Source organism: Corynebacterium tuberculostearicum (assembly GCF_046097465.1).
In the GTDB taxonomy this organism is placed as follows: Bacteria; Actinomycetota; Actinomycetes; order Mycobacteriales; family Mycobacteriaceae; genus Corynebacterium; species Corynebacterium tuberculostearicum_I.
Window position 1 is genome coordinate 122,701 of record NZ_CP175799.1, and the last position, 15,014, is coordinate 137,714.

9 protein-coding genes are annotated in these 15,014 nt (G+C 67.8%); 8 read left to right on the forward strand and 1 reads right to left on the reverse strand.

Features of this window, described 5'->3' with window-relative positions:
* Positions 1-8 precede the first annotated feature (8 nt).
* The 8 genes from ACKFRX_RS00585 (at position 9) to ACKFRX_RS00620 (ending at position 14,291) form a co-directional block, all read left to right on the forward strand.
* Positions 9-6,335 carry an amino acid adenylation domain-containing protein gene (locus tag ACKFRX_RS00585; RefSeq protein WP_408919434.1) on the forward strand — a complete coding sequence of 2,109 codons (6,327 nt, stop codon included), beginning with the start codon at positions 9-11 and terminating at the stop codon, positions 6,333-6,335.
* Complete coding sequence (locus ACKFRX_RS00590; RefSeq protein ID WP_408927960.1) at positions 6,328-7,506, forward strand: saccharopine dehydrogenase; 1,179 nt, start codon at positions 6,328-6,330, stop codon at positions 7,504-7,506. The genes ACKFRX_RS00585 and ACKFRX_RS00590 overlap by 8 nt, the downstream gene beginning before the upstream one ends.
* On the forward strand, positions 7,503-8,546 hold the full coding sequence (locus ACKFRX_RS00595; protein ID WP_408927961.1) for an ATP-binding cassette domain-containing protein: 1,044 nt from the start codon (positions 7,503-7,505) through the stop codon (positions 8,544-8,546). The genes ACKFRX_RS00590 and ACKFRX_RS00595 overlap by 4 nt, the downstream gene beginning before the upstream one ends.
* Positions 8,543-9,295: an ABC transporter permease gene (locus ACKFRX_RS00600; protein WP_250409442.1), complete on the forward strand. Its 753-nt coding sequence runs from the start codon at positions 8,543-8,545 to the stop codon at positions 9,293-9,295. The genes ACKFRX_RS00595 and ACKFRX_RS00600 overlap by 4 nt, the downstream gene beginning before the upstream one ends.
* Complete coding sequence (locus ACKFRX_RS00605; RefSeq protein WP_250409443.1) at positions 9,292-10,029, forward strand: ABC transporter permease; 738 nt, start codon at positions 9,292-9,294, stop codon at positions 10,027-10,029. The genes ACKFRX_RS00600 and ACKFRX_RS00605 overlap by 4 nt, the downstream gene beginning before the upstream one ends.
* Positions 10,030-10,102: 73 nt before the next feature.
* The gene (locus ACKFRX_RS00610) at positions 10,103-10,786 is read left to right on the forward strand and encodes a trans-aconitate 2-methyltransferase (RefSeq protein ID WP_034668635.1); all 684 of its coding nucleotides are present in this window, start codon (positions 10,103-10,105) and stop codon (positions 10,784-10,786) included.
* Positions 10,783-12,561 carry an ABC transporter ATP-binding protein gene (locus tag ACKFRX_RS00615; protein ID WP_179387189.1) on the forward strand — a complete coding sequence of 593 codons (1,779 nt, stop codon included), beginning with the start codon at positions 10,783-10,785 and terminating at the stop codon, positions 12,559-12,561. Before ACKFRX_RS00610 ends, ACKFRX_RS00615 begins: the two co-directional genes overlap by 4 nt.
* A complete protein-coding gene (locus ACKFRX_RS00620; protein WP_238801894.1) occupies positions 12,558-14,291 on the forward strand; it encodes an ABC transporter ATP-binding protein in 1,734 nt (577 codons plus the stop codon). The genes ACKFRX_RS00615 and ACKFRX_RS00620 overlap by 4 nt, the downstream gene beginning before the upstream one ends.
* Positions 14,292-14,485: 194 nt before the next feature.
* On the opposite strand, the gene ACKFRX_RS00625 is transcribed toward ACKFRX_RS00620, so the two are convergent.
* A complete protein-coding gene (locus tag ACKFRX_RS00625; protein WP_248099370.1) occupies positions 14,486-14,902 on the reverse strand; it encodes a triacylglycerol lipase in 417 nt (138 codons plus the stop codon).
* Between the last annotated feature and the right edge of the window lie 112 nt (positions 14,903-15,014).

Genomic DNA, 15,014 nt, shown 5'->3' on the forward strand with positions numbered 1-15,014 from the left:
CGATGACCATGACCAATGAAACGATCGCGCCGGCCGTCGCATCTACCGCCGTGGGAGGAACTCGCACCGGGGTCCGAGTCGCCCCCGAACGGCTGTCGGAGTCCATCGCCGACGCCATCGGCGTGCACCTGGATTCGGCGGACGTGAAACTCCGCGACCACATCCCGAACTCCCTGACTTTCCTCCAGATGTTGCTGGCGCTGGAGGATGAGTACGGGGTCAGCATCGATTACGCGGCGATGGACCCCGGGGCCACGGTCGCTGATTTGGCGGCCACCATCGACGCGGCCCGGGGTGGCGCTGATGCCGGATCTGCCGCAGGCGCCGCTGCCGACCCCGCTGCGGCGACGGATGAGTCGGATGACGGCGGGGCCGGCAAAAATGGGGCCGATCCCGCGGATGCGGTCCCGCTCAATCCGATCCAGACCGCCTATCTGCTCGGCGCGGACGAGGACATCGAGCTTGGCGGCCAAGCGACGTACATCTACGCGGAATCCCGGCACGACCATCCGCTGCCGCAGGTGGAGGAGGCCGTGCAGGCGGTCTTCGGGCGTCACGACGTGCTGTTCCATCGGCTCGACGTCGATGCCGGGGTCTTGAGCCCGACCGGCGCGTGCCTCGCCACCGTCGAGGTAGTCGGGTCCGGCGACGATGTCGACGCGGCGGTGGGGGAGATCCGTCGGGACATGCGAACCGCGGCGCGATCGTCGAACGAGGACGGTCCCATGGTCGCCGCGAGGCTGCTCGCAGATGCGGGCGGGTGCAGGATGTTCATCTACTTCAACATGATCGTCATGGATGCGGGTTCGGTGTACCTGTTCTTCGACGAGCTCGAATCCCTGCTGGCCGGGGAGTCGCCGGCTCCGGCTTCCAGATATGGGGATGCCGTGGCGGCAATCTCCGCGCGCCGGCGCGACGGGAAACGGCCCGAGGACCTCGCCTATTGGGAGAAGAAGGCCGCAGATCTGCCGCGGCGCCCGGAGTTCCCGGCGGCCGTGGAGGGTGGCGACGATTGGTCGACCCGGCGCTTGGGCACGGTGCTTGACGCGGAGGTCACCGCCAAGCTCGGCGAACGTGCCCGCCGCATTGGAGTTACCCTGTCGTCGCTGGTGATGGCCGTCAACGCCGCCGTCGTCTGCAGGTGGCTGCCCGAATCCGCGTTGACGGTCAATGTGACTGTCAGCGAACGCAGCGGCCTCGCTGCGGGCACGAGGGTGATGGGAGATTTCACTTCATCGATGCTCGTCGGCGTCGACGCCGGGAGAGCCGCGACCATCGACGGGTTGGCGGAGGTGATCGACCTGGACATCCGCGAAGGGCTGTCCCACCGCGGCGTTTCCGGTGTGGAGGTACTACAGCGATTCCTTCGGGACGCGGCCAATCAGTCCCAGGCCACTGCTCCGGTGGTGTTCACCAGCTACCTCGGCGGCGAGCGGGGAAGCGGGCGCAGCCCGGTCATCGAACGCGTCTACACGCAAACCGCGCAGGTGTGCCTCGACATTCAGGTGATGCCGGCATCGGGCGGGATGGTGTTGTCGTGGGACGTGGTCGACGATTACTTCCCTGCGGTAGATGCGATGTTCGGGGCCGTTGCGGAGGCCCTGGACGTGGTGGCGGAGGGTGGAGAGGCTCTGCCCATCCGTCATGCGGAGACGGAGGGGGCCGTCGCCCGCTACAACGACGCTGCGGGACCGATCCACGATGACACCCTGGTTTCGCTTGTCGAAGCCGCATGCGCGGCGACTCCGGACGCACCGGCCGTGCGCCTCGCTGCCCGGGGCATCTCGTACACCTACGCCGAGGTCTGGGCCCGGGCCGGACGCATCGCCCGCCAACTCTCGGATTCCGGCGTCGGGGCGGGGGATGCGGTGATCGTGCGCTACACCAAGCATCCCGACGACATCGTCAACATGGTCGGCGTATTGCGTGCGGGAGCCGCATTCGTGCCTGTCGACGCGGGCATGCCGACCCAGCGACAAGAATACGTCGTGGAAGCCTCAGGTGCGGCGGGCCCGATTCTGGACACCGGCATGATCGATGAACTGGACCAAAGCGGAGTGGCGGGCGTCGGCAAGCCCGCAGCCGCGGAAGTCTGCGACCGCGCGGGCAGCGCGGGTGCTCACTCTTCGCCCGGCACTGCCCCTGACGACCTTGCCTACGTCATCTTCACCTCGGGGACCACGGGCCGTCCAAAGGGTGTGCGGATCAGTCATCGCAACTGCGTCAACACCATCCTCGACGTGAACCGGCGGTATGGAGTCACCTCCGCCGATCGCATCATCGGATTGTCGTCGCTGGGATTCGACCTGTCGGTCTACGACGTGTTCGGTGCGTTCGCGGCAGGCGCGACGGTGACGATGGTCGGAGACGAACGCGACGCCGATGAAATCCTCGACGTCTTGCGGGAAGAGCGGGTCACGCTGTGGAACTCCGCGCCCGCCCTGTTGGAGCTCGCCCTGGTCCGGGCGGCGGACGACGACGTGTTCCCGGATGTGCGCACCGTATTGCTCAGCGGCGATCGCATCGCAGCGGGGCTTCCGGCACGCGCCATGGCCATGTTCCCGAACGCGTCGATCAATAGCCTCGGCGGTGCGACCGAAGGAAGCATTTGGTCCATCCACTGCCCGCTGCAACGCGACAGCCTGGAAAACCGCATTCCCTACGGGTACCCGCTGGCGAACCAGGGCATCCACGTGCTCGCGCCCGACGGGGTGCATTGCCCCGTTGGCGTGCCGGGGGAAATCCACATCAGCGGTCTCGGGGTCGCGCAGGGGTACGCGGCCGATCCGGAGCGGACCGCTGCCGCCTTCGGGCATGTCCCAGGTATCGGGCGCTGCTACCGGACCGGAGACGTGGGCATGTTCAATGCGGAGGGTTTTGTGGAATTTCTCGGCCGCCGCGATCGTCAGGTGAAAATCGCGGGCTTCCGCGTCGAACTTGGAGAAATCGAATCGGTCCTCGAGCGGTCCGGCCTGGTGACCGCGTCGATGGCGGCGGTCGTCGAATCGGGCGATCGGGGACTCCTGGCGTGCCTCTACGTTCCGGCGGACGACATGACCGGCTCGCGGGATGCCGTCCGGGCCGAGCTTGCCCGCTGCTTGCCAGCGTACATGGTACCGACGGTCCTGCTGCCGGTGGCGCACCTGCCCGTTACCGTCAACGGGAAACTGGATCAGGAGGAAATTCGTAGGCACGTCGGCGCCGCGGTCGGCGGGGCAACGGCCGATAGCGAGGCCGCCGGGGTGGGGGCCGGAGCCGTGGGCGCGCCTGGTTCCGTCGCCGACCCCGGGGCGATCGAGTTGGTGTCCGGAGTCTTCGACGAGATCCTCGGGGAAGCCCCGTCGACGGGTGCCGCGGATCCGACGTGTGGCGCGGGAGAGTCTTTCTTCCGCCGCGGCGGCGATTCCTTGCAATTCCAGGTTATGATGCGCGCGATCCGGCAGAAGACGGGAGTCCGGCTCCGTTTCCGCGACGTCATCGCCGACCCGACCATCGCGCACATCGCCGGCCTTGTCTCGGAAGCCATGCGGGAGTCCAGGGCCGAGTCTGAAGACGTCGCCGAGGCAATGTCTTCCCCCGATTGCGCCGTCGGTGCCGGTTCAGCCGCAGGAGGCGCCCGAGAATGTTCCGCGAGTGCCCACGGGAAGGATCCGGTGGAACAATTCGGGGACGACCCCCACGCGCCGTTCCCCCTGACCGACATGCAGAAGGCCTACTACGTTGGCCGGAACTCCGGGTTCGAGCTGGGCGGCGTCACCGAGCACTACTACATCGAATCCGTCACAGAACCAGGTATCGACATCGACCGCCTGGAGGAAGCCCTCGACAATCTAATCCGCAGGCATCCGATGTTGCGCGTCGTGTTCACCGCACAAGCCACGCAGCGGATCCTGCCGGAGGTTCCGCGCTACCGCATTGACGTCGCCGACTACCGGGCCGCCGATGAGGCGACCGTGGTCGAGGCGGTGCGGCGCAAGCGCGATGAGCTGAGCCACCAGGTATTCGATCTGGGCAGCTGGCCCTTGTTCCATCTGTCGGCGTTCGCGCTCCCGGACGGGCGGCACCGCCTGTTCTTCAGCGTGGACATGATCATCGGAGACGGGGCGAGCCAGCGGATTTTCATCGACGACCTGGACAAGCTGTACCGGGGAATGGAGCTTCCCCCTGTCACTGGCGACTACCGCACGTACGTCTTGGAGATGAAGCGCCGGGAAGCTTCGGCGGTCGGGCGGGGCGAAGAGACGTTGACTCGGACGGTGGTCGAGGAATTCCCGCCCGGCAACACCCTTCCATCAAGCGGTGCGGCCGCGGACGTGGATGTGCCGCGGATGCGTCGCCTGACGTACACATTCACCGCTGCGGAAACCGCACTGTTGCGGGAACGGGCCAGCGCCGCCGACGGCAGCGTGTCCGCACTGCTTCTCGCCTGCTATGCGACGAGCTTGTCGCTGTGGTCGAGGGGGGATTCGGTCGGCATCAACATCACCACGTACAATCGTGATCCCGAAATCGCCGACGTCGCCGGCGTCTTCGGTGATTTCACCGGCGTGATTCTGATGCCGGTGAAAGCGGCCGCCGACCATGATCTCCGTTGGTGGACGGCGGAACTGCGCGACCGGCTGCTCGGGCACATAGCGGCCGGGTATTCCGGGGTGTCGTTGCTCGGCGCCATCGCGCGCCACCGGGGTCTGCCCGTCGGACAGGCCGTAGCGCCGTTCGTGTACACCTCGTTGCTGTTCGGCGAGGGTTCCGCGGCAGGCGATGGCTCGGGCAGGGATGCCCACGTCCTGGGAGACGTCGATTACGCCATCTCCCAGACCCCGCAGGTGCTGTTGGACAACCAGGTGATGGAGGTCGACGGGCGTATCAACGTCGCCTGGGATTTCGTCGAGCAGATTCTGAAACCGGAACTGGTGGAGGACATCTTCGACCACTACATCAGGTCGGTGTCGGGCTTCGCCGGGGGCTGCCCCGAAGCGGCGCCGCTGAGCGTCGGCCAGGTTCGGCACCTGCGCCTGGCGGTCGGGGGCACTTCTTCCGGCGGTGGGGCGATCGACGACGGCGTCGCGGGCGCGTCATCGGCGGAGCGCGACAGGTCGGGCGCGATCTCGAGGATCGCATCCGGGGACCTGTTGGGCCGAGCTCGCGGATACCTGACGGTCATCACCGGGATGGTCCGGGCCGATCTCGGCGGCGCCGAAGCCGGCGCGGACGACGACCTGTTCCTCCTCGGCTACGACTCCCTGGGATTCGTGAAGCTAATGCAGCGGATTCAGGACATCACCGGGGCGTCGGTGCCGCTCGCGGAAGCGCTGGCCAAGCCGACGCCACGTGGCGTGGCCGAGCTCGTCGACCAGTCGACGGCCACGCCGACCGACCGGCGGGACGCGGATGACCCCGGCGCGTCGGCCGCGGACCGTTCGCTGGTCCTATTGCGCAGCGGCGATGAGGCGCGCCCGATCTTCCTCGTCCACGGCGGATTCGGCACCGTCGACATCTACCGAGACCTGGCACTCGCGATCCCCGGTGGCGGGCAGGTGTGGGGTGTCGGCTTCGCGGAGTTCGAGAGACCATTCCCCCACGCTACCGGCATCGGCGACATCGCGGCCCACTACTCGGGCCGGGTCCGCGAGGTGCTCGTCGACGGTGCCGCCCCGGCGATCGTCGGATGGAGCCTCGGCGGCACCATCGCAGCCGAGATGGTGCTCCGTTTGGCCGATCTCGATCCCGCGCTGGTATTTCTTGACAGCCTGGCTCCGGGGATCGCGGTCGACGTCGGGGGTTTCGACGCGGAATCCGAAAAGGGGCTGCTGTCCCGGGTGGTGCCCTCGATCGCCAATCTCCCGCACGGAACGCCGGTTTCCCGCCTCTGGGCGGAGTTCGACGGGGTCGACGAGACCGACGGGGAACGGGGGGCCCGCCTGCGTGCCCTGGCCGCAGCGGTCGCACCGACGCTCCTGGAGGACCTTGGGCTTTCCGGCAACCGGGTGACAGCGACGGAGTTCAACTCGTTGCGCTCGCTCATCGATGCCCGCACCCGGTACCGGCCCGAGGGGCGGGTGAGGGAGGCGTTGTTCGTTCTCCCCGATGACGGCGAGGCCCACAACCACGACCAGTGGCGGGACCACCTCGTCAATGACCTCTGCGTTGTCGGCGTCGCGGGAAACCACTATTCGTTCGTCCTCGGAGAGGATGCCGCGCTGACTGGGGCTCTCATCGGGGAGTACATCGAACGCCGGCGCCGGGCACCGGAAACGGATGACAGGGCAGTGGACCCGTCGTCCGATGGAATCGACCGGTCGCGGGACCGGGGAAAGGAGATAGAAAGTGACTGACCGACGAAACGGCGGGGAAGCACGGGACCGCGACGGGGGCGAACCCGTGAAAGTGCTGGTGGCCGGAGGTACCGGCGTCACCGGACGGCTCGTCCGGGGGATGCTCGGCGTCGTCGACGGGATTGAGCTGGCCTACACTTCCCGGCAGAAACCGGACGATGGCCCGGGGCGGCACTTCCCGCTGAGGATCGCCGCCGGCCACAACGAGATCTGCAGGGTCTTCCGCAAACACGATTGGGTGGTCAACTGCACCGGCCCGTTCGAGGTGCATGCAGACTCACTCGCCCGTGCTTGCATCGACTCAGGCACCGGGTACATCGACGTCAACGATTCGATCGACGCCCGCCGCGCAATCATGGCCCTCGACGGGGATGCTCGGCGGGAGGGGGTTCCCGTGCTCACCGGGTTCGGCCTGTGCCCGGGCTTGTCGACGGCCCTGTTGATGCTCGGGGCCCGCGCTGCGGGGGCCGAAGAGGTCCGCGATGTGCGGGTCGATCTGCGAATTGGCGCCGACCAGGAATCCGGGGCCGCGTCGGTCGAGTCGATGTTCCGGACCATTCGCGGCGGATACCGCGCGATGCTCGGCGGCGCCATCGTCGAAGTGCGGCGCAACCTGGTGTCGTCGCAAAGCGGAATCGGCTACGAATGCCCGGACATCGACGTCGTACGCGAGGTGTGCCCCTCGATCCTCGGATATTCCTACCACGTCGCCTTCGATGCTCTCCCCGATGAGTCGGTGGAGAAGATCCGCACGTCGAGACTGTACGCGATGCCCGTCGTCTCCGGTCTGCTCGCCCGTCTCGGGGCGGCCGTGACGTCGCGGAAGGCGCGGGCGAAGGGCACTCCGCAACCCGCCGAGCTGGTCGTCGCACTGTCCTCCGCCGGCGCGGGCGATGCGGGGTCGGCGGCCGAGACAACCGTCGTCCGGGCGACTGGCCCGGGTTCCTACAAAATGACCGCGGCCATTGCCGCCGCCACCGTTGCGTCGGTCGCGGGGAAGCCGGTCGCGCCGGGGTGCCGGGATCTCGTCGGCCACCCCCGGCTCCTCGAACCGGTCCTCGCCTTCGCCCGCGATGCGGGCATCCATATCGAAACGCCGCATGACAACCTGACCACGGGGCCACTGCCGGCAGCGGCCCACTGCGACACCAAAGAAAAGGAGAAACGATGACGGATCAAGCTGAACGGGGTGCGGCGATCGTCGTCCGCGACCTCACGAAGAGCTACCCGATTGCGGGCAAAGCCGGCACCGCGCCCGAAGGCGGGGCAGGTGCTCCGCCGGACGGCGGGCGTAAGGGAAAGCGCGGCGCCCGGATGCGCAAGCATGTGCTCGACGGCGTGAGTTTCACCGTGCCCGCCGGGTCGATCGTGTCGTTCCTCGGCCACAACGGCGCAGGCAAGACCACCCTCATCCGAATCCTGTCGACGCTCATCACCGCAGACTCCGGCGAGGTGAGCATCTTCTCGCGCGATGTGAAAGAGGATCCGGCGGGCGTGCGCGCTGACATTGCCACCACCGGCCAATTCGCGGCGATCGACGAGAACCTCACCGGCCGGGAGAACCTGGAGTTCTTCGGGCGTCTGCGCGGACTCGACCGCGCCGACGCGGCCGCCCGCGCGACGGAACTGCTCGCGCAATTCTCGCTCGCGGACAGTGCCTCGACGTTGGCGTCGGCCTATTCGGGTGGCATGCGGCGCCGCCTCGACATCGCCGCGTCGCTGTGCGTCGTGCCCAGGTTGCTGTTCCTCGACGAACCCACGACGGGGCTGGACCCGGTCAGCCGCGAAGAGTTGTGGGGCTTCATCCGGCAACTGCGGGACGACGGAATGACCCTGGTGCTGACCACCCAGTACCTGGAAGAGGCGGAGGCGCTGGCAGACCACGTCCATCTGCTCAAGGACCGCCGCATCGTCGCCAGCGGAACGCCGGAGGAATTGCGTCGCGACTTCGGGTCGCACGTGCTCCGCGTGTCCTTCGCCACCGCCGCCGGGGCGGAGGCATTCGCCCGCTGCCTAAGGGGAGCGTGTCTGGACCGCGCCCGCGTCGCGGGGAAGTTGGTGTCCCTCGACGTCGACCCCGGACCGCAGGTCCTCGAGGCGGTGGCGCGGGCGATGGAGGCCTCGGAAGCGTTGCCGGATTCGCTGAGCGTGTCGCCGCCCACCCTTAACGAGGTGTTCATATCGATGAACGCGGGGGGTGCGGCGCGATGAGTGCGACGTCGGTCGCGGCGTTCCTCCGTCGGGATCTGCTGCTGTTGCGACGCAACACCGCGTCGCTGATCTCCATGTTCGTCGTTCCTCCCCTCTTCCTGCTGTGCCTGTACGCGGTGTTTGGGTACTCGGCAGGGCAATCCGGCTTCGGGTACCTGCGTTTCGTGCTCGGCGGCTGCCTGTTCCAGGCGGCGATGTTCACCGCCGCGGCGTCGGCGATGGCGGTGGGACAGGACGTCGAATCCGGGCTCGTCGACCGTGTGCGCGTGTTGCCCGGGGCCACGGGCGGCTATGTCGCCGGCAGGCTCGCCACCGATGTGCTGCGGATGTCCGCGTCGATCGCGGCGCTGCTGATCGTCGCGTGGGCCTGTGGCCTCGACATGGCTCTCGGTGACGTCGCGTGGACAGTCCTGTGGTCACTGCTCACCGCCGCGGTCCTGTCCTTGGTCACGGACGGGGTGATCCTGATGGTGCCCGCTCCGGTGTCGACGGCCTCATCGATCCAGGCGCTGGAAATGCTGCTGCTCATGTTCTCCACCGCGTTCATTCCGACGACCGCTGTGGACGGCTCCCTGCGTGACATCGTGCGCCACATGCCTTTTTCGCCGGTGATCGAGGTGATCAGGGCGGCGTCCCCGGGCGCCTTCCCGAATCACGCCGGGGAAGAGGCCGCCCTGTGGCTCGGTGTCGCGACGGTCGTCGGAATCGTCCTGTTCATCCGCCTGTTCACCTCGAGGAGCGAATCATGATCGACGCCATTTTCGTGCATCTGCGGCGCATCGTCCACACTTGGCTGCGGCGCCCTGACTTCTGGTTCATGACGTTCATTGCTCCGCTCGTGTACCTGTTCATCGTCAACCGCATGTTCGGTAGCCTGGTCAGGCAGCTCACCGGAGAGTTCGAACTCCGGAACGCGGTTATCCTTGTCGTAACGGCGTGGGCGTTCATCTTGGCCATCACGGGATCGTCCACCGTGTTCGTTGAACGCAGCAATGGCCTCCACGAGCGGTTGATCACAATGCCGGCACCGTACGCGGCCGTGCCGACCGCACGGATAATCGCCGAGTTCATCCGGATCATGTCGATGACGATCGTCGTCGCGGCGGTGGCCGCCTTGCTTTCCGACGGCCCCCTGGAGGTGTCCTGGTGGTGGAGGATCACGGTGACCGGCGCGATGGTTGCCGCGGCGGCCGCATGCACCGGCACGTACATCGCGTTCTCCATCACCAGCCCCCAGGGATCCGTGGCCCTTATCCCGTTGATAATCGTTGCGATGTTCGTCAACACGGTGCTCATGCCCGCCGACCACTTCCGTCCCCTCCTGCGCGGAATCGCCGGGCACACCCCCGTATCCGCGGCCGGCGAGGCCGTCAACGGTACCGGGGCTGCGGGTCTGGTGGTCTGCGCGGCCTGGTTCTTTGGTATCGCCGTGCTCGCGGCGTGGGGCATCGCCGTGAAAACGAGGCCGGGGGAGTCTGCATGACGGCCCGCGAATCCGAGCATCTAACCCGAAACCGCCGCGTGGGCGCGGCCCACACACCCGGAGACAGAACCAGATGAAGTCGATCGCCCAGATTGTCCAGAACAACCGCAGGCTCCTCGCGGCCTACGAGGACAAGGTCCAGCCGAGGTTCCTAAGCCGCTATGCGCGCGAACCGATGGACGCCGCCGCCGTGTACCGGAAGCTCCGTGCGCTGGATCCCGGGCCGGATGCGCCGGCCCGGGTCCTCGATCTCGGTTGCGGAACCGGGTGGCTCGCCCGCACGCTCGCCGCTGAGTCTCGCTATCGCAGGGCGAACATCGTCGGCTACGACCTGTCGCCCAATGCGATCCGCATCGCCCGCGAACGCGCCGCCGCCGACGGGCTCGGGGCCCGGACGGAATTCCACGTTGCCGACATCCTCACGCCGCTCGCGGGAGAGCCCGGCGGGGCCTGTGAAATCTGGGTGTGTGGCGCGCTCCACCAAATGAAGGATGCGGGAGCCGCGCTCGGCAGGGTCTCCGGGCTGCTCGCCGACGGCGGCATCGCTTACGTGCAGACGTTCGTCGAGGATCCCGACGTGAACGAGCGGGTCGACATGGCCGTCATGGCGAAGATGGGCCACCGGGTGTTCCGGGGCAGCGAGCTCGAGGACCTCGCCGAAGCCAACGGGCTGAAGCTGGACGGAGCCTCACGCGCCGGCATGGTGTATTTCTGCACTCTCGCGAAGAAAAGCGCGATCGGGGAGGCGGGGAAGTGAGCGCCGTGGACGGGACCGTCGGCCCGTGGTCGCTGCTCGCCCCGATCCGGACCCGGATGCGTGCGGTGGTCGCGTTGTCCGTCCTGTCGTCGGTGGCTACCGTCGCTTCGCTGGTCGGCATCATCGACATCGCGATGACGTACCCGGAGGCCCCGGTGCATCGGACGTGGTTGGCCGTGGTTGTCATCGTCGTCGCCGCGACGGTGCGAATGGCTGCGGACGGCGCCGCCGGCATGCTCTCGCACCGGGCGGATAACGACCTGCAGCTCTACCTCCGGCGCCGGTTGGTTGCCCATATCCGGAAGCTGCCGCTGGGTTGGCTGGACGCCCGGCGCTCGTCGGGGATCATCGGGTCGGTTGAGAAGGACGTCGCGGCCGTCCACCAGCTCATGGGTCACACCGTCGGCGAGACCGTGGTGGCGGTGCTGGTTCCCCTGCTTTCCCTCATCGCGCTCGTCGCGGTCGATTGGCGGATCGCGGCGGTGGCGGTCGTCCCGGTGCTGGTCACCTTCGCCCTGATGGGCGTGATGATTTCGCGCGGAGCCGGTCTTCAGCGCGACTACGAGCGAGCCTCTGAAAAAGTGACGGCTGCGGTCATCGAGTTGGTGCGCGGCATCCCGGTGATGAAGTCCTTCGGACGCGCCAGCCAGGGCGCGGGCCGCTACGATGCCGCGGCGTCGTCGTTCGTCCGCGCGTGGTCCGCCTGGTCCCGGCAGTCGAACATCTATCTCGGGCTCATCGACGTGGTGACGTCCCCGATCACGGTCCTCGCAGTGGTGTGCGGCGCCGGCCTCGCTTTGAGGGACACCGCGGGCGGCAAACCGGAGGGTCTCGTCGCCGGGCTGGTTCTCGGCCTTGGACTCTCCGCGGCGATCGTGAGGGTGGCTATGAACTCCGAACCCATCATCGCGGGGATCGCCGCCCTGAAGTCCATCGCGGAGGTGCTGGGCACGCCGCCGATCACCGAGTCCGCCGAGCCGGTGCCCGTGCACGGAGGCGCGCTCGAGGTCCGGAACCTGGTCTTCTCCTACGGGGATGGGCCGCGGGTCCTCGACGGGATGTCCGCGACGTTCGAATCGGGGGCCCTCACGGCGCTGGTGGGACCCTCCGGTTCCGGAAAGTCCACCGTCGCCCGGCTGTTGGCGCGTTTCCACGACCCTGTCGAAGGCTCGGTGCTGCTGGGCGGCGACGATCTTCGCGACATCGCCGTGCGCGACGTGCACCGTTCGGTGTCGGTGGTGTTCCAGGATCCGCAGTTGCTCACGCTGCCCTTGCGGGAGAACATCCGGCTGGCCAGGAGAGACGCCACCGACGGCGAAATCATGGCGGCCGCGAAGCTCGCGAACCTCGATACGGTCATCGCGGCGCTGCCGAAGGGCCTGGATTCGGTGGTCAACGTCGACGTAACCTTTTCCGGTGGTGAGGCGCAGCGCGTGGCCATCGCGAGGTCGATTGTCACGGACGCGCCGGTGCTCATCTTCGACGAGGCAACCGCTTACGCGGATCCGGCTTCCGAGGCCCTCATTCAGTCCGCAATCGAGCGTTTGGCTCGTTCGCGGACGGTGATCGTGATTGCGCACAGATTGAGCACGATCCGCAACGCTGACCGCATCCTCGTTCTCGATGGGGGAGCGGTCGCGGAGGCGGGCACCCACGACGAGTTGCTTGCGCGCGGTGGCCGCTACCGGGATCTGTGGCGCGCGTTCGCCCTCGACGACGAACCATCCGCCCCGCGGGGCACTGAAGCAGACGATGAAAAGGCAGGGAACCGATGATCCGGGACTTGTGGTCGATGACGGATCGGCACTCGAAGATGACGCTGGCGTGGCTCATTGCGTTGGCCGCGCTTGCCGCGCTGGCACAGGGAGCGGCGTTCGTCGCGCTGCTGCCGCTGCTGTCGGCTCTGGCCGAGGGAGATGATGCGACGGCGTGGCGTTTCACCGGCGTCATCGCCGGCCTCGCGGCCGCCCATGCGGTGCTGTCCCTCGCCGCGGGGACGGTCGGCAGGGCGAATTCCGCAGCGGTGCTGTCGTCCCTGCTGCGTTCCCTGGGCGAACGCGTGCTGACGTTGCCACTCGGGTACGTCACCAAGTCCACGGCCGGCCGCTTTTCGGAGATGGCGTCTTCGGGCATGGCGTTCGCGGCGTCCGTGCCGCACGTGATCCTGCGGCCCGTCATCGCCGCTGTGGTTACGCCGACCGTCATCGCTCTCGGAATTCTGGCGATGGATTGGCGCGTCGGGTTGGTTCTCGTCGCGTCGGCGCCGGTGCTCTTCTTCGCCTACCGGGCCATTGGCCGGGTCGGCGGGGAGTCGGACGAAGCGCATGCTGACGCCGTCGCTGCCGTCTCCGGCAGGCTGATCGAGTTCACCCGCGGCCAGCAGGTGATTCGCGCCGCGGGCGACGGTTCGGCGGCGGACGCGATGGTGGATGAGGCGATCCAGGCCCAACACGATGCGTTCGCGAAGGCGACGTCGACGCAAGGCGCGGCCATCGGACGGTTGGGCTCGGTCGTCCATGCGGTGTTCACGGCGGCGGTGGTCGTCGCCGTGGCGGTCGCCGCGACGGGCGGGATGTCACCGGCGCATTTGGCGCCGATGCTCATTGTGGTCGTCCAGTTCACCGGACCGATCACCACGGCGGGAGCGTTGTCCGGCGGTTTCGGCGCGGGCCGCAACACGTTGGCTGCGCTGCGTGAGCTGCGGGCGATCCCCGTCCTTCCCGAGCCTGCCGCACCGGAGCTGCCCGACGGGCATGACGTGGAGTTCCGCGGCGTGAGCTTCGGGTACGGGGAGAAGAAGGTCCTCGACGGCGTCAGCTTCCGTGCGCCTCAGGGAGCGCTGGTCGCCATAGTGGGACCTTCGGGGGCGGGCAAGACGACGGTCATGCGGCTGCTGTCGCGGTTTCATGATCCGGACTCGGGGGAGATCCTCATTGGCGGGGTGCCCTTGCCTCGGATCGGCACCGACGGCGTGAACTCGCTGGTGACCCCGGTGTTCCAGGAGACGTTCCTCTTCGACGCGTCCGTGCGGGACAACGTGGTCTTCGCCGACCCCGGATTCGGTTCCGGGCCCGGCGACGGAGACCGCTTGCGCGAGGCCGCCCGGCGATCCGGGGTGGACCGCATCGTGGAGCTGCTGCCTTCCGGGTGGGATAACCCGGTGGGGGAGGAGGGGACGCTGCTGTCGGGAGGCGAGCGGCAGCGCGTCGCCATCGCCCGGGCGCTTCTGAAGGATTCCCCGGTGGTGCTTTTCGACGAGCCGACGTCCTCGCTGGATGCGGCCACTGAGCGGGCGATTGTTGGCACGATGGAAGCGTTGCGCGGCGATCGCACCGTGATCGTCGTCGCCCATCGCCTGCACACCGTCCGCGATGCCGACCTCATCGTCGTGCTTTCGGAGGACGGGACGGTCGCAGAACGGGGCACGCACGATGAATTGCTGGCGAAGGGCGGCCGCTACGCCGAGTCGTGGACGTGCCGGACGGGAGGCTCCCCGGGCGCCTGATCCTCGTCCGTCGAGGACCATCGCTCCGGTCCGGTACCGGTGCAGTGGTCCCGCCACGCCGTCCCGGTCAGCGGGTCCTCGACGATGCCCTGGGCGACAGGGTCGTAATTGAAGCCGTAGTGCTCGGTGCGGTGGGCGGGGCACACGTCTTGGACGGTGATGTTGGTGACGCCGGGTTCCCGCACGAAGGAGTTTTAGTGGGGGAGCACGGCATTGTCGTGCCGCGTGCCCAGGAAGGTGTACCGCACGCCCGGTCGAGTGATGTCGCCGATGGTCAGCTCATTCAGCAGCATGGAACCGGAGATCTGCTGTTCCCAGGCAAGCGCGTTCGTTTTGCCGGCGTTTCGGGAGTATCCGTGGCGCATCTCGGGGTGGACGTCAAAGCGATCGGCTGCGCTGTGCGCCCGGGGCCCGTGGTTCGAGGCACCGGTACCGATGAGCTGTTCGACGACCCGGTCCCCGCCCAGCTCCCGGATGTAGTGGTGGGGCAGGGGTCCGCTGCCCTGCGAATACCCGACGAGGTTAACCGCCGGGGCTCCGGTCGCGGCCAGCACCCGGTCGACGACGGAATCCAGTGTTTTCGAGCTGTGGCGGATGTCGCCGCTGAACACAGCCCATTCGACGGGGTGTCCATCGACGACGAGCGGGTTGTCGGTGAACGTGTAGGCGCAGAGCCCGGCCCGCCCATTTCGCGTAGGCGTCCTCCCGGGTCCCGGGAATGAG